Genomic DNA, 20,966 nt, shown 5'->3' with positions numbered 1-20,966 from the left:
AGAGCGATGAAAAATCATATTCATCGCTCTTTTATTTTATCTATACCTTATTTTAAAGGCGGTAAGCCTTGTAAAATTTGCTGTGCATTTTCTTTGCTTAGATCATAGTTATAGTATTTTTTATAAAAAGCCTGTGTTTTTTCTACCATATCTAAATCTTTAAACAAGTCTGGATGAAAAACCTGTGCGGCCCAAAGAACTTGCAAGGCTTCTTCTGCACTATAACGATCCCACAAGAAGATACCCATTGGGTTGACAAAAATACGATTATTTTTAACCGCACTTATACTTTGCCAACGAGGGCTTTGTTTAATCTCCGTAACTGCACGTGCTGCATTTGGACCACCAACAGTAATCACATCAGGATTAACTTTAATCACTTCTTCTAATCCCACCTCGACTGCGCTGTCTAATTCAGGGAATGCACTTCTCCCCCCTGCTTGACGGGTCCAGGCTCCGATAATACTTTTTCCACCGTCTACCACAGTCAGATTTTCATTGCCTGTAATATGCATGACCACGGGTTTCTCTGACTCAGTAAGATGTTTCGTTCTTTCCTTGGTGAAAGCAATATTACCTTCTAATTCTTTAATGTACTCTTCTGCAATATTTTTCGCATCACCACCGATAATATCTGCGGTTAATCGAACAGTTTTCTTAAGTCCATCAAAATCTTTGAAAATGGCTAAAACCCCTTTTAATCCTGCGCGATTAACTTCATCGACCATGTTTTGACTAGGAAGAATTACGACATCTGGTTGTGTACCTAATAATTCTTCAGTCTGTAAATCACGTCCGTTGCCTAGCGCAGTCACAGTTTTGATTTTAGGATAAACTTCTGCAAACCAAGGATGATCATGAATATAATTAGTGGTGGCAACCACTTTATCCATTCCGCCCAATAAAAGGACGATTTGGTTGTTTGCATTCCATAAATCCGCGATACGTTGCACATTATCAGCAATTTCAATTTTATTGCCGGCTACATCTTCAATCATTTTGGCTTGCAATGCGCAGCAAGGGGCAACTAATAAAGCAATCAAGCTCAGTTTTATCGCCTTTTTCCACATATTTTTTATCTCCCTGATATTTAGAAAAGTTAATATCAATACTTCTCAGAAACCAATCAGCAGATTTTATCTCCTCTGATGAAGTTCCATTTTCACCTTAAAATAGCCTTCCGTCTCTTAAATCTACGGCGACGGTGAATTATAAATTAAAATATATAATGATCGTTACATCAAAATAAAAAAGGCGGCCAAATTGACCGCACTTTGCTTACGATGATAGAGGATGAAAAAACTAGAAACTGTATTTTAAATTCGCAAAATAGGAACGATCGCGCTCGTTATAAGTACGTGCAGTACCCGCATTACGATAAATACGTTTGTCTAAAATATTATTGACACCAACACGTAGGCTTAAACTGTCATTAAATTTATATCCAACATTCGCCCCCCAAATACCATAACTACCAAGCTGATATTGTGTAACAAGGCTTTCACCTGTGGTATAAATTACTTGCATAAAGTTTTCAGCATGCTCAACCGTTTTTTGTCTACCATAGCGAGTATAAGACGTATTGAAGTCCCAATGATCGTTAATTTTCCAGTTTAAATTACTGTTCACGGTATATTTCGGTACAAGCGAAATCGGGTTGCCCGTTGTCTTGTTTTTATTTTTGAGCATATAAGTGAAATTCGTGCTGAATACTAACGCATCATCTAAGAATGGTAAGGTAATATTCCCTTCTAATCCTTCAATAATTGCTCTTGGTGTATTCCCCCAACGATAAACGTTAGTTGCCGTGTAATTACGGTAAATCGCTTTTCCATTTGGTGTATTGCTTGAACGAATTTCACGATCATAACCACCAACAGGCGCATCAATCGTGGTTAAGAATTCACCATTTGAAACGATTTTGTTACGGTAATCATTGTGGAAATAAGCGAAAGAGAATAATTTGCCGTCTTTTTCATATTCCACACCAATCTCTTTATTCCAGCTGGTTTCTGGTTTGATATTTTCATTACCGAGGAAGTAACAAGCACGTCCCCAGTCAAATCCTCTAGGATTGCTGTTTGTATATGGATTTTTAACTGTACCCGCACCACCAGTCGCATTTAATGCGTTAGGGTTATTCCAGTTATTCGCGCTATCAATCGGACAACCATTACTTGCGTTAATTAATAGATAATTTGGTGAAGACTGATAAAGATTAGGTGCTTTATAAGCTCTGGCTACCCCACCTTTAATTTTCCAGTTATCGCTAACTTGGTGTGAGAAGTTTAGTGATGGACTCCAATTTGATTTAGAGTTCGTACTAGAATCAAAACGAATCCCTGGTGTTAAAATAGTTTTGTTATTAGGCAACATAATGTTGTCTTCTAAGAATGCCGCCCATTCATTTTGCGCCACTTTACCACTACGGCCTTTATCGGCTAACCACGGCACAATCGCATATACTTGCATAGTTTGTGTCATCGAAGCCGCATCATTTAATTCCGAGCGAGAGCCTTCCATACCGACAGTCAACATATGTGCTGTTTTACCTGTAGTGAATGGAATATAGAGTTCATTGCTGAAACGATAATTTCTGAGTAAACCAACAGACTTGTTTAAGCCGTTATAAGCCCCTTCTGTACTACCTAATAAACCTTCTGGATAATGATAGTTGCGCGTTTGATCAAAGGTAAAATAAGTTCGGTTATCGAAAGCGCCCCATTTTCCTTCATGGGTTAAGCTATAACTTTGACGATAAAGTGTTGAGGTTTCAGCTTTTTGTAAAGCAAGATCACGACTGGTTGTCATTGCTTTACTGACTAAAACTGAACTGTTTTGAGTATCACCATTATAAATATTACCTTGACGACTATATGCCGCATCAAAGGTTAATTTTTGATTGGGTGTAATGTTCCAAACTAATTGCCCTGCAATATCACGGTTACGCACGCCTTCACGACCAGCATAACGTGTGTTGTCTTGTGTTCCTGCATTATTATTAACGCCAGCATCTTCCCCTGCGTTAATATCTAATGCATCCGCCAGTGTTTTTGCAATATTACCGTATAAACGGAAACCTAACACATCTTTAACTAATGGCCCACTGAAGTTAAAACCAAGACGATTGGTGTAACCTTCTTTGCTGTCTTCTGGCTGCTCGGTGAAAAGATTTAAACTGCCGTGATATTCACTGGTTGGTGATTTCGTTTTGATATTGACGACACCGCCCATTGCACCAGAGCCATAACGTGCAGCTGCTGGGCCACGTAATACTTCAATAGATTCGATTGCATCTGCCGGTACCCAGTTGGTATCGCCTCGAGTATTACGTGTACCATTACGTCCATAGCGTTCAGAATTACGGGATTTTACAGGTTTGCCATCAATTAAAATTAACGTATTTTCTGGTCCCATAGCACGAATATCTACTTGGCGTTTATTACCACGCGCACCGCCCGGTGCGTTGGTACTTAATGTCACACCAGGTTGTTTTGCAATAATTTCAGATGCATCATTTTCAATTGGATCGCGTTCTAAATCTTTTTGCGAAATGACTGAAACACCGAGTGACTGTTTAATTTGTTGCTCAGCCGTGACATTAATGGCTTCTAACTGCTCTTCTGCATAAGTGGTATTAGAAATGACAAGTACCGCTAACAAGCTGAGTTTGTGTTGTTTTTTCATTGGTTTATCCTTAAGAAGTCGCTATATAAGCATAAATATAGAGGCTGTATTTTACATTGCTATATAAATATGTAAATAACGAATGTGCATTAAATCCTATTTGCACCATCAAAAAATTAATCATTAGTTATATTCATCCAAAACTTGAAAATTATGAAGTTGTTTAATTTTAAATTCTATTGCATTCTATGTTCGAACAGACCTTTAGACGTCTAAACCAAACAAAAACAATAGAAGGATTCATTATGACAACATTTCATTTAGCAGGATTTCCGCGTGTAGGCGCAAAACGTGAACTTAAATTTGCTCAAGAGCGTTATTGGCGTGGCGAAATTGCAGAAGCGGATTTATTAGATATCGCAAAAAGATTACGTGAACTAAACTGGCAACACCAAGCCAAGGCAAATGCTGATTTTGTCGCGGTGGCTGATTTCACGCTTTATGATCATATTTTAGATTTACAAGTGGCAACAGGTGCAATTCCTACTCGTTTTGGTTTCGATAGCCAAAACTTAACGCTCGATCAATATTTCCAATTGGCGCGTGGCAATAAAACCCAATTTGCGATTGAAATGACAAAATGGTTCGATACCAACTATCACTATCTTGTACCCGAATTCCATAAAGAGACACAATTTAAAGCCAATCCCGAACATTATGTGACACAAATCCGTGAAGCTAAAGCACTTGGGTATCAAGTTAAACCAACAATCGTTGGTCCACTCACTTTCCTTTGGTTAGGGAAAGAAAAAGGCGCTGCATTTAATCGCTTTGATTTATTAGCAAAACTCGTGCCAGTTTATGTTGAAATTTTAAATGCGTTAGCTGCGGAAGGTGTGGAATACATTCAAATTGATGAACCTGCTCTCACCTTAGATTTACCGGCAGAATGGATTGCCGCTTATAAAGCGGTTTACGCCACTTTTGCTGAACAAGTGAAAGCGAAATTATTGCTTGCGACTTATTTTGGTTCTGTGGCAGAACATGCTGATTTATTAAAAGCCTTACCTGTTGCAGGTTTACATATTGATTTAGTACGTGCACCTGAACAACTTGTTGCCTTTGCAGATTATGACAAAATCTTATCTGTGGGCATTATTGATGGCCGTAATATTTGGCGTGCAAATTTAAATCAAGTATTAGATGTGGTTGAACCATTAAAAGCGAAATTAGGCGATCGTTTATGGATTGCGCCAAGCTGCTCTCTCCTTCATACACCTTATGATTTAGAAGTCGAAACACAGCTACAAGCTAATAAGCCTGAACTCTATCAATGGTTGGCTTTCACGTTACAAAAAATTCAAGAATTACGTGTTATTAAGACTGCTCTAGAGCAAGGCCGCGAAGCGGTTCAAGCAGAATTAGCTGCCTCTCAAGCCGCTGCGGATGCTCGAAAAAACTCGCGTGAAATTCACCGCACTTGTGTCGCAGAACGTTTAGCAAATCTGCCGAAAAATGCCGACCAACGTAAATCGCCATTTGCGGAACGCATTAAATTACAAAATGCGTGGTTAAATTTACCACTTCTGCCAACTACGAATATTGGTTCTTTCCCACAAACAACAGCCATTCGTCACGCTCGTGCCGCCTTCAAAAAAGGCGAGCTCAGCTTAGCGGATTACGAAGCTGCAATGAAAAAAGAAATTGAATTAGTTGTACGTGAGCAAGAAAAATTAGACTTAGATGTATTGGTACATGGCGAAGCAGAACGTAACGACATGGTGGAATACTTCGGCGAATTACTCGATGGTTTTGCTTTCACCAAATTCGGTTGGGTACAAAGCTATGGTTCACGTTGCGTGAAACCGCCGGTGATTTACGGTGATGTTACTCGTCCAGAACCAATGACGGTACGTTGGTCGCAATATGCCCAAAGCCTTACCAATAAAGTGATGAAAGGCATGCTGACTGGTCCGGTGACGATCTTACAATGGTCTTTCGTGCGTAACGATATTCCTCGTGAAACAGTCTGTAAACAAATTGCAGTAGCGCTTTCTGATGAGGTTTTAGATTTAGAAAAAGCAGGCATCAAAGTGATTCAAATTGATGAGCCTGCTATTCGTGAAGGTTTACCGTTAAAACGTGCAGATTGGGATGCGTATTTGAAATGGGCGGGCGAAGCTTTCCGTTTAAGCTCAATGGGTTGCCAAGATGATACCCAAATTCACACACACATGTGTTATTCCGAATTTAATGACATTCTACCAGCTATTGCCGCCTTAGATGCTGATGTCATTACTATCGAAACCTCGCGTTCTGACATGGAATTACTCACTGCATTTGGTGATTTCAAATACCCGAATGATATTGGTCCTGGTGTATATGACATTCATAGTCCACGCGTACCTGCAGCAGAAGAAATTGAACATCTTCTTCGCAAAGCATTACAAGTGGTACCGAAAGAACGTTTATGGGTAAACCCAGACTGTGGTTTGAAAACACGCGGTTGGCCTGAAACAATTGCGGCACTAAAAGTGATGGTTGATGTCACGAAAAAATTACGTGCTGAATTAGAATAAAATCAGTAAAAAGAAAGGCGAACATGAGAGATTATCTCTGTTCGCCTTTTTCTTTTACTTCAAAAACACATTCATTTTTAACCGCACTTATAGGCTAATATATTCCATTTTTACCTTGCAGAGACTCTTCAATAACTGCTCAGCCATCTTGCGGTGACTTAAACGCAACGGTTTCTCTGCAAATACTACACGCTCAATTTCCGATACATCCAATTGATTTAAGTAAGCAAAATTAATCGCCGTTTGCATAGCCGGTAAGCTTGGATTAAATGCTGCATTTTCTGCATAGCGACCACAAATCATTTCCCCATTTTTAAATAAAATGCCGACACCATGAGGGCTTTTAGAATAAGGTGAATGTGCTCGATTTGCCCCTAAAATCGCTTTATTTGCCACTTCATCTTCCGTCGTCAAAGTGAAACCTTGTTCTTCTTTGTTTAATAGAAGCAAATCAACACCTAAATCTTTCGGGCCAAAGCTATCGGGTAAATATTGAGGAAGTGGATTATTTTGACTGTGTGGCAAATGGATTTTCAAATCTTGCGCTTGATAAAGCTCATTCATAAATTGACGGCAATGACCGCAAGGCGTGTAATTTACTACGATATCCGTGATGCGAGGTTCATTGCGTAACCATGCATGGCTAATCGCACTTTGTTCAGCATGGATGGTTTGAGCCATACTCCCCCCCTTAAATTCTTGATTCGCACCAAAGTAAAAATCACCACTTTCACCAATCGCAATCGCGCCAACATGAAATTCTGAAATGGGTGTGTGGCTATAACAAGCTGCCACAGGTAAAAGCGCCAAACCTAATTGAACAGGCGTAAGCTTAAATTCATCACAAATTGACCGCACTTTCTCAGCCGGTAAAAAACCTTTCCATTCTTGTTCTTCTAATGCAGAAAGAATTGCATTTGAAAGTGGCGAATCGGCTAATGCTTGTTGAATTTTTTGTTGCATATTAAATCTCCTTATTTTTATATGCCCATTCTACGCTATTTGGCGAAACTTCACCGCAAAAATGATCACATAATGCAAATATGCTTAATCATTAATTATCTTTTATAAACTCAGGCAAAATGTAATCTGATAACCAGACTTTTTCATTGCCAATATAAAATTTGATACCCTTAGATTGTGCTAGTTCTGTATCAATTTTTAGAAGAATTGTCTCTCCTTTCTTTCTATTCCCAACCAATGTTGCTGTTTCAACATCCTCAGATAAATGTACATATTGACGAGACATCGGCTTCAATCCATTTGATTTAATATCATCTAAATAATTTATACTTGTCCCATGGTATAAATACTTTGGTGGATAACCAATTTCTTTAGAAATTTTCATTGGAATTGAATGCCCATAGAAAGCTCTTATTTTTCCATTTTTAATCTCATGTCTTTTCTTTTCCGATAGGTTGATCATTTTAACTAGATCGTCTTCGGTTAACGTATTCCATTTTTCATCACTATTTCTAAATGATGAAATTAATTGTTCGACAGAAACCCAACCTTCAGAATCCAGTTCTAATTCATATTCCCATGGGGCATGACGAAGCGCATAGGAAACTTCTTTACTTAAATTTAAATAGTCCATTTTAATACTCTTTTGCACTTTTGATTTCTTCCGCTAACCACTCATCAAAATCCTTACATTCATATTTATTGGCTTCATTACCAAGATCGTGAACATAAACTCTCGGATTTCCAGAGTAATCCGTTAATTTGAAACAAGCTGCCCAATCGCCATCTCTAGCAAATGCAATTAAATCAGCCACACCAGTAAGCTCTTCAATAGCCTTACTATAAAGATAAACATTATCCTCAAACTCAGAATCCTCAAACCACCAAGGAAAATATTTCAATTCATTTATCTTTTCCATATTACTCGATAAATCAATATAAGACTGAGGAAATTTAAATTTTTCAGGTAATTGTTCTTTAGGATATAAATTAAATTTAGTTTGCATAATGGCTCCACAATTACAATTCATCAGTAAAAATAAGTAATCTTTTATCTAAGTTTTCAAGTCTATGCAAGAAAAATCATAAAAAAATAACCGCACTTTTAAAGTGCGGTCATAAATTAAGATATTTTATTTACTCGTTTTATAACAATGATGGAGCCACACCAAGTAATTTTCGGGTGTAATCCACAGTTGGATGATTGAAAATATCTTCAGTGCTACCTGTTTCCAAAATTTGACCGCCGTACATCACGACAATGCGATCAGATACTTGGCGTACGGTTTGGATATCGTGAGAGATAAACACCATGGCAAGATTGAGTTCTTTTTTCAAGTCTGCCAATAAGTTTAATACCTGAGCACGAACAGATACGTCTAATGCAGAAGTCGGCTCATCCGCCACAATCAGTTTTGGATTCAGCGCTAAAGCACGTGCAATCGCCACACGTTGTTTTTGTCCACCTGATAAACGAGTTGGCTCAACTTGTGCCGCAGAACGAGGTAAACCGACGCGAGAAAGCAAGTCATACACGCGTTTTTCCCGTTCATGGGGTTGTAACACATTGTGAATATCCATTGGGTCACGCAAAATATCCAATACTTTCATACGAGGATTCAGTGCAGTTGCCGGGTCTTGGAAAATGACCGACACTTGGCGACCGAATTGTTTTCTCGCTTCTGAGCTGCCATATTGCATTTGTAAACCGTTGAATTTCACTAAACCTGACGTTGGTTTAAGCAGTCCAATGATCACGTTGGCTAAGGTAGATTTCCCGCAGCCAGACTCCCCAACTAAACCAATGGTTTCCCCTGCTTTGATGCCAAGACTCACATTGTTCACCGCAGTGAATTTTTTACGTCCAAACAACGAACCGTCGCGAGAAGGAAATTGCACCACGATATTTTCTAAATCGATGATGTTTTGTTCTTTAATGACTTTAATACTACTGCTCATATTATGCTCCTTTCGCTTCCGTTACAGGCTTAGCTAGATGAGAAGCCCACAAGTGAGACGGCTCGCCTTCCACAGCGGTTAATACCAATTTTTGTTCTGGATTTGCATCTGGTCGCAATGAACGACTTGCAAAACGGTCACCTGTAGCAAAATCGTAAGGCGATGGTACGCTGCCTGGAATTTGATATAGGCGTTTCGCACGGACTTCAGTTGAAAGTACAGAGCCCAATAAGCCACGGGTATATTCGTGAGTTGGATTAGCAAGCAATAAGGATGTTGGTGCCATTTCAACCACTTGCCCTGCATACATTACCGTAATGTGGTGGGCTAATTGAGCAACCAAGGCTAAATCGTGGCTGACAAACACCATTGCAAACCCCAGTTTTTCACGTAGTTCATTCAATAATTTCACTACTTCAGCTTGAACGGTTACGTCTAATGCAGTTGTTGGTTCATCGGCGATTAATAATTTCGGTTCACGAGTTAATGCCATTGCAATCACCACACGTTGACGTTGACCACCAGAAAGTTCGTGTGGATAACGATTCAACACTTTTTCAGGATCAAGGTGTACCCATTCCAACAATTTTTCTGCGGTATGGTGACTGCCACGTTTGATGAGCTGTGCCATTTGATCTTTAATACGCATTGATGGGTTTAACGCACTTAAAGAGTCTTGGTAAATCATCGCAATTTCAGAACCACGCAATTCACTTAAATTGTTAGAATTAAGTAAGCTATGTTGTTTGCCACTACGGTCGGTGAAAAGCACTTCCCCGGTAATTTTTGCTGTTTTTGGTAACAAGCCCATGATAGAGAATGCGGTAATAGATTTACCACAACCAGACTCACCTACTAACCCCATGGTTTCCCCTTCATTTACGGTGAAGCTGATATTATCTACCAATGGAATGTCACCATAACGATTTGGGAAACGAATAGATAAGTTTTTCACTTGTAAAATCGGTTTTGCATTTGGATCTAATTGCATACGATTAGTACGTGTGATTTCTTTTTCATGTAATTTGAGTAAGTAACGTTTTAACGCAAGACCTTCAGAAAGCGCTTCTTGTACGTCAGTAGAAAGACGTTCATCTGATTTGCCTTCTGGTTTTTTACCGCCTTTTAAGCGCGGGTTAACCAATGCATCAGTAAGACCTTCCGCTAAGATATTTAAGGCTAACACGGTTAAAAGAATCATCACACCTGCAAAGGTTGTCGCCCACCATGCACCATTTAATACGATGTTACGACCTTCAGAAAGGATGTTACCCCATGAAGGATGTGGTGGTTGTACACCTGCACCCAAGAAAGAAAGTGAAGCTTCGAATACTATAGCATCTGCCACCATTACGGTTGCGAAGACTAAAACCGGTGCAGCAGTATTGCGTACAACGTGTTTGAGAAGAATATAAGTACGGCTACCACCAATCACGCGTTCAGCACGCACATAGTCTTCATCCCATTGTGATACCACGTTCGCACGAACCACTCGAGCAAGTTGCGGGGTATAAACTACGGCAATGGTGATGATAATGACCGGTACAGAGTTACCAAAGGTTGCTAATAACACTGCCGCTAATGCGATACCCGGGAAAGCCATTAAAATATCCATTAAGCGCATAATAATTTCATTGCCCCATTTATCAGATGTCGCTGCAGTAGCCCCTAAAACACTACCGAAAAGAATGGCACAAGCTACCGCACCTAAACCGATAAATAAGGACGTTTGGGCGCCGTAAACAATACGAGAGAAAATATCACGACCAAGTCGATCAGTCCCAAACCAATATTCCGCACTTGGAGCACGCATACGTGCGATCACTTCTAATGGATCATGTGTTGCGACCCAAGGGGCAAACACCGCCACTAAAGCAACGAAAACTAAGAATAATAATGAAATTTTTGATGCGGTGGAAAGTGCTCGGAATCTCGCACCGCTTGCAGCTAATCGATCTGCTAAACCTTGACGAAACATTATAGACTCCGAATTTTAGGGTTAATCAATACATAGAGAATATCAACGATAATATTCACTAAAACGAAGGTAAAGGCGATTGTTAGTACCACACCTTGTACTAAGTGCAAGTCATGGTTGACGATACCGTTAAAAATCAATTTACCCATACCTGGTAAGTCAAAGATTTGTTCGATAACTACCGCACCACCAAGTAAGTAACCTACACGTAAGCCTAATACAGTCACAGGTGTAATTAAGGCATTACGTAATACGTTGTGACGAATAACGGTTGCATAAGGCACACCGTTACCAATCGCTGTTCTCACATAGTCTTTATCCATTTCTTCAACCATGGTTGTACGCACCACACGAATTAATGACGCACATACTGGCACAGCAAGTGCAAGAGATGGCAAAATCATGGAATTGATATACCCCATTGGGCTTTCGCTGAATGGTACAAAACCACCAGAAGGCAACCAATCTAATTCCAAAGAGAACCATTGAATAAGTAAGATACCTAACCAGAATGATGGGGTCGCAACCGCTGCAACAGAGATTAAACGAATCACTTGGTCTACCCAGCTATCACGATAAAGCGCTGCAAGTACACCTAATGAGAAAGACACTACTGCCGCAAACACCACGCCAATTAAGGTAAGTTGTAATGTGATTGGGAAAGATTTCGCTAGCATGCTACTGATGGATAATTCTGGTGGCATCGTCACACCAAAATCCAATACAAGTAAGTTGCCTAAGAAACGAAAATATTGAACAAAGAGTGGATCATTTAAGCCATGTGATTCGCGGTAAAGTTGTTTTGCCGCTTCACTAGCACTTTCGCCTAATGCCACTGTAGCAGGATCACCCGGCGTGAATTGAAGCACGACAAAGACGAGTGCTGTTACACCAAGTATCATGACCGGCAAAGCCATCAATCGGCGTAACAATAATCGAAGTATCATTTCCATCTGACCTCTCCTATTCTATTTTGAGAAATTCATTAAATTAAAAATGAAGTGAAACAATCAAATTAAAAAACAAAATGATTTATACAAATCATAATATCCGCTCTATACCCTGTCAATCCAAGTACCTAGGGCAAAGTTCAAATCTGTGATCGGCTTCACAAAGATTTTTTTGAAATAAAATAGAGAGCAAAAATGATTAAAAAACAGGGGAAAAAATGACCGCACTTTGGTGTTAAAAAGAAAGAAAAAAGGCTGTTGATTGCTCAACAGCCCAAACATTAAAAAGTGCTTTTATTTACGGCCCACACCGAGGAAAGATAAACCGGTTGTCGCTAATGGTTGATAACCTTCAAGGCTGCTATCATCCCATGCTGAAGGGAGTTTACGGTGAACAATCGGATAAAGTGGTACTTCAGCCGCAATAATGTTAATCGCTTCTTCCCATGATTTTTTCGCTTCAGCGTGATCTTTTGCTCTCACAGCTGCATTGAGCAATTCTGTCACTTTCGCAAATTCAGGGGTGTTGCTCCAGCGGAAACGACGTTTCGGCCATACATCACCACGATACCACCAGCTTAAAAGCAAGTCTAAGTCGTTACCAAACACGGATGGGTCACCCGGCGCGATGGCTACTTCATACACACCTGGATCCACGTTGTTGCTATATAACGCACCCGATTGTAAGTGTTGTAAAGTGACTTTCACACCTGGAATCTTGTTCCAAGACTCTAAAATCAATGGTGCAGATTCTTTCACCCAGTCGTGGTCGGTTGCGAGCAATTCAAATTTAAGCTCTGTCACACCAGCTTCTTTCAATAATGCCGCGGCTTTTTCCGGATCATAAGGATATTGAGTTGATGCCTTAATATAATCTGGGTGAGTGGTTTGTAGGTATGATGTCGCTGCTTCTGCATTACCATCAAATACAATATCAACAAGTTTTTCAGTGTTTAAACCATAGTGTAATGCTTGACGTACTTTCGGATTGTTAAACGGTGCTTTTTCACAGTTAAACATTAAGAATAGTAAGCCGAAAGATTGAACAGATTGCACTTGTTGTTTTTTATTTTTCAAACGGCTAATGTCTAAATAAGGCACACTTTCCATTGCTTGAGTACGTTTAGACTCTTGTGCAGTTACACGAGCGGCTGCATCAGAAAGTAATAACCAAGACATTTTTTCAACTTGTGCTGGATATTTACCATTGTAAGGTTCATAAGCTTCAAAGACGATTTTGTCATCTTTCACTGCTGAAACAAATTTGAATGGGCCAGAACCAATTGGGTGTGCATCAAATGCAGATTGTCCCACTTTATCGATCACATGTTTCGGTACAATTTTCACGCAAGTTAAGCGGTTAGCGAATAAAGCAAATGGATATTTCAATTTAAATTCCACCATTTTATCATCTACCGCTTTCACACTTTCAACGAAATCAATAAACATCACAAATAGTGATTTATTGGCTGGATCCATAATACGATTGAAGGAATACACAACGTCTTCAGTGGTAACAGGTGCGCCGTCATGGAAAGTTGCGCCTTCACGTAAGGTTATACGCCATGTTTTTTCATCAACTTGTTCTGGCTCTTTTCCTGCTAAGGCAAGATAAGGTTCACGAGTTGCAGGATGCAAATCCACTAAACCTTCAAAAATATGCAAGTTTGCGGCATAAGGTGAAGCACCGCTTGATGTCATTGGATCAAAACCAGTAGAAAGTGGATAAGCAATCCCCGCTTCAATGGTTTTACCTTTAATGTCTGCAGCAAAGGCTTTTGGTGCAAATGTGCCTAATGTGCCACTAAATGCAAGACCTGCCCCCACGCCAGCCATTAGCTTCATAAAATGACGACGAGATTCATTTGTTTCAAAGGAAAAATGCTTTGTCATACTAAACTCCTGATGAGTAATAAAATCACATTTTGGTTTTTAAACCTAGCCAAACATTTCATTCGAAAATGAAGTAAAGCAATCAAATCTTAGAATAAAATGATTTGCATCAATCATAATCATCTTCGATTCATTCTGTCAAAGGGGAAATATTGAATGTGTGATCTACTTCACAGAGTTTTTTGTACTTGAAATAAAAGTTTTTAACTATGTATAAATTATTATAAATAGATTTTAACTATTGAATTACTAGATAATATGAAATAGCCATCAGAAAAAATGACGCTTATAATGACCGCACTTCCCAGGCAAGGGAATAACATTTTAATCAACAATAAAGAGGAAAATACTATGTCAAAAACATCAATCGGTTTAGATAAAAAAGCATCTGAAAAATTAGCAGCAAAATTAAACGAATTATTAGCAACCTATCAAGTATTCTATACTAACGTACGTGGTTACCACTGGAATATCAAAGGTGTAAACTTCTTTGAATTACACGCAAAATTTGAAGAAATCTACACAGATTTAGTAGAAAAAGTTGATGAGGTCGCAGAACGTATCTTAACTTTAGGTTACACACCACATAACGGTTATTCACAATACTTCAAAGACTCACGTATTAAAGAAGAGTTAGGAGTAAGTGATGCACAATCTTGCTTAAAAGGCACATTAGAAGGATTAAAAGTATTACTTGAGCAACAACGTGAAATTCTTGAATTAGCAGGTGAATCTGATGATGAAGGTACAGCGTCTCAAATGAGCGACTACATCAAAGAGCAAGAAAAACTTGTTTGGATGTTCCAAGCCGCTTGCCAAACTTGCCATGGTTAATTTGGCATTCATATAAAAGAAAACCTGCTGAAAAGCAGGTTTTTATTTTGTTTTAAAATATGTATATCTATACTATTATCTCTTGCTTTTACTGATTCGGTTTCTGCATTTTTTTAAACATATCTAAACTTTTTTCTTGCAGCTTATCTAATTCTTTAAGCATTTCGTCCGTATAGCCTGCTTTTTTAATCCAATACTCTGCTTCTTTAGTATCCATATTGCCTTGTCCACTCAATGCCATAGCGGCTAATTCATCAAGCACTTCTTGGTTACCTGATTCTGCAGCCCTCTTAAGGAAAAATAATGCTTTATCCTCATCTTGCTCGACACCAAAACCCTCACCATAGATATAATATAACTCAAGTGCTGCTTCCGCATTATTGAGCTCTGCAGCACGTTGATAGTATTTAATTGCTTTAGCTAAGTCAGCTTTTTCTGCATAATACAAACCTAATTGATAAAGTGCTTCTGGTTCATCATTGCTCGCTGATTTTTCTAACCAATATAATGCCTCTTTGTTATTCTCCTGCTTGTAGTAAAAAAAATTCATTGCGAGCAAATATTGTGCATAGCCATGTTCTTTTTCTGCAGCTTTAACTAATAAAGGCTTCGCTTTTTTCAATTTATCTTCTTGAATATAAAGATCGGCAAGATTCGTCATCCCTAGCGCATTATTTTGTTTTGCTGCCATTTCATAGTATTTCATCGCCTCTTTGATACTCAAAGAAGTGCCGATTCCAAATTCATAAGCATAGCCTAAAGAATTCGCATAATGCATATCACCAGAATCTACTTTCTTTTTAAGTGCATTGAAACCTTCTTTCATCAATTTTTCATCTTCTTGAATTTCACCCAATTTAATTTTGGCGGCTTCATTTCCCAACTCAAGCGATCTTTTCGCTGTTTGGGTAGCTTCCTTCAAATTGTCATGATTTTGTTGATGAATAGAGAGGAAAAATAAAGCATCCGCATTCTCTAACTTTCCAGCTCCCCCAAAATACTCTACCGCTTTCGTACGATTCATGGGGCGCGTAATGCCGTAGAAATAATCATATCCTTCTTCATAAAGCGCTTTTGCTTTTTCAACGCGCTGGGCTTGTGTCATTGGTATCTGTTCAATTATCACCAAGTCTGTTAGAGCTTCATTCGATTTCACAGGTATAAGATGAGTTTGTAGATTTAATACGGTTGTAGCAATTAATGCGACGATATTTGTCATTTGGATTCCTTTTATTAGAGAATTATTCTGATTCAATTAAGAATGACAAGCGGTTAAATTTCTTCCTTGTATTTGCAAAATTCGGTGAAATTTAACCGCACTTTCATTATTTTTTCTTATTTAATTTTGCTTCTAATGCTTTAATTTTGGCTTTAATTTCTTTATTATCTCGTTTGGTTTCTTTCTTTTCAATTTCGTACCCTTGTTTATAAGCTTCTAATGCTGCATTATCATCTTTGGCAAATTCTTCATAACGTTCTGCAAATTGATAATATAAATTATATGGCGCTTTTTCTTTTTCACTTAAACTTTCATCCAATGAAATTATGTTATTAAATAACGCTTCTGCCATTTCATAATTTCGTTCTACACCTCTACCTTCTAAATAGCGAATAGAAAGCTCATTCATCGCTTCTACATTCTGTAATCGAAACGCTTCTTCTAATAATTCAATGGCTTTCTTATCATCCTTTTCTACACCTTCGCCATTTTCATATAAATAACTTAATTCAAGCATAGCCTGAGAATCATTTAATTCAGCACCTTTTTGATAATAATAAATCGCTTTTTTTATATCCTGATTATGATAATAACTCGCTAAATACATGATGGCTTGGAGGTTATTATTTTCAGCCGCTCTATTTAGCCAATAAAGTGATTCTTCTGAGCCCGCTTCATAAATGCTATAACCTAAATTGTATTGTGCCACATCATTATTTTTTTCAGCCGCTTTCAGCATAAGTGGTTTAGCTTTTTCAATTTTATCTTGTTCAAGATAAAGTTCACTTAAATGTCCTAATGACATCGCATTACCTTGCTCAGCTGAAGGGGTAAAAACTTTAATTGCCTGTTTAATATTCTCTTCAGTGCCGATACCGAAACGGTAAGCATAGCCAAGTACATTGGAATAATGTAAATCGCCCTGTTTAATCTTTTCTTTTAATGCTTTAAAACCAGCCGAATATAGTTCTTCAGAATTCCCTAAATCTTCCTGTTCGGAAATTTCTCCCAATATAAATTTTCCTGCCATGTTTCCTAGTTCAATAGCAGAATCAGCATATTTTCTAGCTTGTTCAAGATCGCCATTATCTATCGCATTCATCCCTAAGAAAAATAGGGCATCAGCGTCATCTAAATCAGCAGCATCTTTTAAAAATTTATCCGCTAAAGTACGATCAACCATTTTAGTGATCCCATATTCATAATCAAAACCTTTCTCATAAAGCGCTTTTGCTTTTTTAATACGTTGTTCCTGTGTCATTGAAGTTATATCACTAGTATGTTCTTGTGATAACTTAGGAAGTGAGTTTAATGTGCTTGCGGCAATAATAGTTGCAATGATAGTTGCAGTAAGATTAAGCATTTTTATTCCTTCTATTTTAAGAGCGGTTATATTTCTACTTTATGTTATAAAAACATCGTGAAATCTAACCGCTCTTTATTTGAAATTAATCTTGTGATAATTTTTGAATACCCTTAACTGGCAACATTAAGGTATCGCCAACGAAACTTAATGGAACATCAATAATGATAAATGGATAAAAAAGAATTGTACCAAAGGCCTCACCAACATCTCCTGCTGGAGCGGTTTTAGAAAAGGTAAGACGAGAAACATCTTCTTGAACACCACTATAAACCTCTGGTTGATCTAAAGTCATTAAGGTACCACACCCAGTTAAAGGCAACATCATAGCCAAAAGAAACGATTTATTTAAAATTTTCATAAATTAAATTCCCAAAAGATAATGTTTATTAAATATAATAGGGGTGAATAATATAGTTGTTTACTCAACTACTCAAGAAGAATAACAACAAATTCAAATATAAAATAAAAATGGACGAGTTAATGATCTGATTATAAAAAGATAAGGGCATGTTAAACATGCCCTTATACTAAAATTATTCGATCTCTTATCAAAACACTTCACTTTTATACGACAGGCTTTTGTCTATAAAACAATAATCCTGGCAAGGCTAAACCAAAAACAAGAGCACCTAAAATAAAACTGGTATTGATAAAAGAACTAATCATTTGCTCAAATAATTTATCGGAAAATCCATAATGATGAATTTGTACAATAGCAATCATGGCTTTATAAGCCTGAACACCAGGAATCATTGGAATAATTGCGGCAACAGTGAAAACCTTTGGGTGAGCTAAATAACGATGAGACAAATGTACGCCAATAAAGCCAATGACACAAGTTGCAAAAAAGGTAGAAAAAACAATAGGCAAACCAAAGTATAGTAATAAGGTTCTTGTGATATGTCCAAGTGCTCCTAAAATAGCACAGTACATTAAGGCCTTAGGGGGAACATTAAATGCTAAAGCAAATCCTACTGCCGGGATGGCTGCAAAAAACATATCATCGAGTAAATTCAGTAAAAGCATCTAATTACCCCACCCAAGAAACAATATTTAAAAGATTTAATGCAAAGACGATACCTAAACAAGCACCAAAGGTGAGAACGGTGGCTATGGTCCATCGACCTAATCCCATATTGACATATCCTTTCAAAATATCCGCAAGTGAATTAATTAATGGGAATCCTGGAACGAGCAATAAAACGCTAGAAGCTAATGCGATATGGGGATCGTTGCCTAAACTATATTTCAAACTCATACCTGAAATAAGTGAGGCAACAAATGCGGTAATAGCAAAAACGATGAGTGGATTGTAATGACGTTTAGAAATTTCTTGTCGAACAAACATGGCGATGGCGGAAGCAATAAAGGTAATTATACAAATTGTCATATCACCGCCAGAAAGATGAGCAAAAGAGGCGCAAGATAAACCAATCATAAAAACCACCAAATAACGGTTATATCTTAGTGGTTTTAATTTATCCAGTTTCGTTTGTGCCATCGATAAATCATATAAACGACGCTCTACCGCAATCACAATACGTTGAACATCTGTAACGATTTGCATATTAATGCCTTTATCAACATTCTTACGTATAGTGGTAATACAATGTTGTTTGGAAAGTGTGGTAAGTAATACGGCATTTGCCGTTAAAGCACACTCCACGCTTTCAATGCCTAAGGCAACTCCCAATCGCTGTGCCATTTGCACAACAACAGCACTTTCTGCTCCATGTTGTAATAATAACAAGGCGGTTTGCACACAAATTCGGGTAACCGCACGCTGATATTCTTGCTCCATATCTTTACGCTCTTATTAAAATAGACGTAAAAGATTATAGATCGATAAATAAAAAATACTGAAAAAATGACTGTACCTATGATCCAAGTCAAAGTTAGGAAATATTACAATTCACCTTATTTTAATTTTTTATAATACAAACAACCTTTTTTATCACCACTATCACAAGCCTTACCCAACCATTCTTTGGCTACAGTTCTATTTTGTTTTACACCTTCTCCATCGCGATACATCAGGCCCAAATTAAATTGAGCCATTGTATATCCTTTATCCGCCGCTTTTCGGTACCATTTCGCTGCTTCAACATAATCTTGTTTTACACCTACTCCATTATAATACATCACGCCCAAACTATATTGAGAACGTAGCCCCCCTTGATCCGCTGCTTTTCGGTACCATTTCACCGCTTCAACATAATCTTGTTCTACGCCCTCTCCTTTCGCATACATCATGCCCAAATTATGTTGAGCTTTTACATCCCCGTTTTCCGCTGCTTTTCGAAACCATTTTGCTGCTTCAACATCGTCTTGTATACCATTTCCATTACGATACATAAGGCCTAAATTATATTGAGCTCTTGCATCCCCTTGATCAGCCAGAGGCTTCCAAAGTTTCAACGCTGTTTGGTAATCTCCTTTTTTGACCGCTTCAAAACCTTGATCAAGCTGTTGGTCCGGTGTATTTGTCAAACCTGTTGAATGGCAAGAAGCAAGTGAAAAGCCTAGAATAGCTGTAGTGAGAAGTGTTTTTGTCAATTTCATGTTGGTTTCCTTATTTAATGAAGTCATTTTTAATATTCTGTTTTTTTCACAATAATTGAAAGTGTAAAGTTGGAAATATTTTGTCATTTTAGCATGTAGATGTCGAATAGATGAGGCTTCAATCATTATTATCTAAGTTTTGCACTGAGATCTTTCTTCTGAGCAAAATAAGTTTGAAGTTGAGTTAAATAAACACGGTAATTTTCGACCGCACTTTTCACCACTTATCAAACAGATTCTTTAACATTTTGCTCTTCATCAAAATGATGGGAAATTAAAATGAACGTTAGAGGTTATAAACCGATAAATAAAAATACTGAAAAAATGACCACACCTATAAACCATAGTCAAAATTTCAGTATTTCCAAAGCTTATGTATCACCAAGATTAAACAGCTTTATCAAAATATAATGGCACATCACTTAATTTAGCCATATTCGTGATATAAGCTAAAACTGCTGGTGGGAATTCGATGTCTTTCACACAAGTCAGATTTCGTAATACAGGGAAAACGATAATATCTTCAAGAGAAAGTTGGCCGTTTAACGCATTTTCAGATTGAATCAATACGGTTAATTTCTCTAAATCTCCTTTTAAGCGAGCAAGATAGGTTTCGGTCTTCGCAATATTTTCTGCAAAATCACCAATAAATTCCGTTTTCTTTTTAGTGAAATAATCAACCGCACTTTGGGTTTCAAATTCTGCTAAACCGATTTGTGTAAAGCGTGCAGTCGTAAGATGACCATAATAACTGCCAACTTCTTTTAACCATGTTTCAATTTCAGGACGAACGTGTTCAGATAAAATTTTTTCACCAAAATATTCATCTACATAATGCACGATATCCAAACTTTCCGGCATCGCAGTTCCATCTTCTTTGACAAGAATCGGTACAACTTTTTTACCCACTAAACCAATCGGTGTTGCTTCATCATCATTTGCGAGCACCACAAGTTCTACCGGCAGATTTTTTAAACCGAAAATCATGCGGGCTCGCACACAAAACGGGCAATGATCATAAACATATAATTTCATT

At 37.9% G+C, this 20,966-nt stretch carries 18 protein-coding genes; 2 read left to right on the top strand and 16 right to left on the bottom strand.

Annotated features, from left to right (window positions below; all coding sequences use genetic code 11):
* Positions 1–47: 47 nt before the first annotated feature.
* Together RDV53_RS09050 and RDV53_RS09045 are read right to left on the bottom strand one after the other, a co-directional pair.
* Positions 48–1,070 (bottom strand): ABC transporter substrate-binding protein, encoded by a 1,023-nt coding sequence (locus RDV53_RS09050; protein ID WP_005696090.1) that lies wholly within the window; start codon positions 1,068–1,070, stop codon positions 48–50.
* Between the two features lie 232 nt (positions 1,071–1,302).
* The gene (locus tag RDV53_RS09045) at positions 1,303–3,687 is read right to left on the bottom strand and encodes a FepA family TonB-dependent siderophore receptor (protein ID WP_005696087.1); all 2,385 of its coding nucleotides are present in this window, start codon (positions 3,685–3,687) and stop codon (positions 1,303–1,305) included.
* 245 nt (positions 3,688–3,932) lie between these two features.
* Between RDV53_RS09045 and metE the strand changes: the two genes are divergently transcribed.
* Positions 3,933–6,206 carry a 5-methyltetrahydropteroyltriglutamate--homocysteine S-methyltransferase gene (gene metE / locus RDV53_RS09040; RefSeq protein ID WP_032822439.1) on the top strand — a complete coding sequence of 758 codons (2,274 nt, stop codon included), beginning with the start codon at positions 3,933–3,935 and terminating at the stop codon, positions 6,204–6,206.
* 87 nt (positions 6,207–6,293) lie between these two features.
* Here metE and cdd read toward each other — a convergent pair whose 3' ends face one another.
* The 7 genes from cdd to RDV53_RS09005 form a co-directional block, all read right to left on the bottom strand.
* The gene (gene cdd, locus RDV53_RS09035) at positions 6,294–7,169 is read right to left on the bottom strand and encodes a cytidine deaminase (protein WP_005696085.1); all 876 of its coding nucleotides are present in this window, start codon (positions 7,167–7,169) and stop codon (positions 6,294–6,296) included.
* Between the two features lie 91 nt (positions 7,170–7,260).
* Complete coding sequence (locus RDV53_RS09030) at positions 7,261–7,803, bottom strand: RNA 2'-phosphotransferase (RefSeq protein ID WP_032822440.1); 543 nt, start codon at positions 7,801–7,803, stop codon at positions 7,261–7,263.
* 1 nt (position 7,804) lies between these two features.
* Positions 7,805–8,176 (bottom strand): SMI1/KNR4 family protein, encoded by a 372-nt coding sequence (locus RDV53_RS09025; RefSeq protein ID WP_005696083.1) that lies wholly within the window; start codon positions 8,174–8,176, stop codon positions 7,805–7,807.
* 139 nt (positions 8,177–8,315) lie between these two features.
* The gene (locus tag RDV53_RS09020) at positions 8,316–9,128 is read right to left on the bottom strand and encodes an ABC transporter ATP-binding protein (RefSeq protein WP_005696082.1); all 813 of its coding nucleotides are present in this window, start codon (positions 9,126–9,128) and stop codon (positions 8,316–8,318) included.
* A 1-nt stretch (position 9,129) separates the two neighbouring features.
* Positions 9,130–11,106, bottom strand: a complete 1,977-nt coding sequence (locus tag RDV53_RS09015) for a dipeptide/oligopeptide/nickel ABC transporter permease/ATP-binding protein (protein ID WP_005696081.1) — start codon at positions 11,104–11,106, stop codon at positions 9,130–9,132.
* The gene (locus RDV53_RS09010) at positions 11,106–12,059 is read right to left on the bottom strand and encodes an ABC transporter permease (RefSeq protein WP_005696079.1); all 954 of its coding nucleotides are present in this window, start codon (positions 12,057–12,059) and stop codon (positions 11,106–11,108) included. The genes RDV53_RS09015 and RDV53_RS09010 overlap by 1 nt, the downstream gene beginning before the upstream one ends.
* A gap of 291 nt (positions 12,060–12,350) precedes the next feature.
* Positions 12,351–13,949, bottom strand: coding sequence for an ABC transporter substrate-binding protein (locus tag RDV53_RS09005; protein ID WP_005696077.1), 1,599 nt, complete (start codon positions 13,947–13,949; stop codon positions 12,351–12,353).
* A gap of 351 nt (positions 13,950–14,300) precedes the next feature.
* Between RDV53_RS09005 and RDV53_RS09000 the strand changes: the two genes are divergently transcribed.
* Positions 14,301–14,783, top strand: a complete 483-nt coding sequence (locus RDV53_RS09000; RefSeq protein ID WP_032822441.1) for a Dps family protein — start codon at positions 14,301–14,303, stop codon at positions 14,781–14,783.
* A gap of 88 nt (positions 14,784–14,871) precedes the next feature.
* Here RDV53_RS09000 and RDV53_RS08995 read toward each other — a convergent pair whose 3' ends face one another.
* The 7 genes from RDV53_RS08995 to grxB form a co-directional block, all read right to left on the bottom strand.
* Positions 14,872–16,002 (bottom strand): tetratricopeptide repeat protein, encoded by a 1,131-nt coding sequence (locus RDV53_RS08995; RefSeq protein WP_005696075.1) that lies wholly within the window; start codon positions 16,000–16,002, stop codon positions 14,872–14,874.
* Between the two features lie 106 nt (positions 16,003–16,108).
* Positions 16,109–17,365, bottom strand: coding sequence for a tetratricopeptide repeat protein (locus RDV53_RS08990; protein ID WP_005696074.1), 1,257 nt, complete (start codon positions 17,363–17,365; stop codon positions 16,109–16,111).
* 85 nt (positions 17,366–17,450) lie between these two features.
* Positions 17,451–17,726 (bottom strand): YceK/YidQ family lipoprotein, encoded by a 276-nt coding sequence (locus tag RDV53_RS08985; RefSeq protein ID WP_005696073.1) that lies wholly within the window; start codon positions 17,724–17,726, stop codon positions 17,451–17,453.
* Between the two features lie 206 nt (positions 17,727–17,932).
* On the bottom strand, positions 17,933–18,394 hold the full coding sequence (locus tag RDV53_RS08980; protein ID WP_005696072.1) for a threonine/serine exporter family protein: 462 nt from the start codon (positions 18,392–18,394) through the stop codon (positions 17,933–17,935).
* A 4-nt stretch (positions 18,395–18,398) separates the two neighbouring features.
* Positions 18,399–19,169: a threonine/serine exporter family protein gene (locus RDV53_RS08975; protein WP_005696071.1), complete on the bottom strand. Its 771-nt coding sequence runs from the start codon at positions 19,167–19,169 to the stop codon at positions 18,399–18,401.
* A gap of 116 nt (positions 19,170–19,285) precedes the next feature.
* A complete protein-coding gene (locus RDV53_RS08970) occupies positions 19,286–19,930 on the bottom strand; it encodes a tetratricopeptide repeat protein (protein WP_005696069.1) in 645 nt (214 codons plus the stop codon).
* Positions 19,931–20,317: 387 nt separating this feature from the next.
* Positions 20,318–20,965: a glutaredoxin 2 gene (gene grxB, locus RDV53_RS08965; protein ID WP_005696068.1), complete on the bottom strand. Its 648-nt coding sequence runs from the start codon at positions 20,963–20,965 to the stop codon at positions 20,318–20,320.
* Between the last annotated feature and the right edge of the window lies 1 nt (position 20,966).

The organism is Haemophilus parainfluenzae ATCC 33392 (assembly GCF_031191205.1).
Lineage (GTDB): Bacteria > Pseudomonadota > Gammaproteobacteria > Enterobacterales > Pasteurellaceae > Haemophilus_D > Haemophilus_D parainfluenzae.
This window is presented reverse-complemented; position numbering and strand designations above follow the sequence as displayed.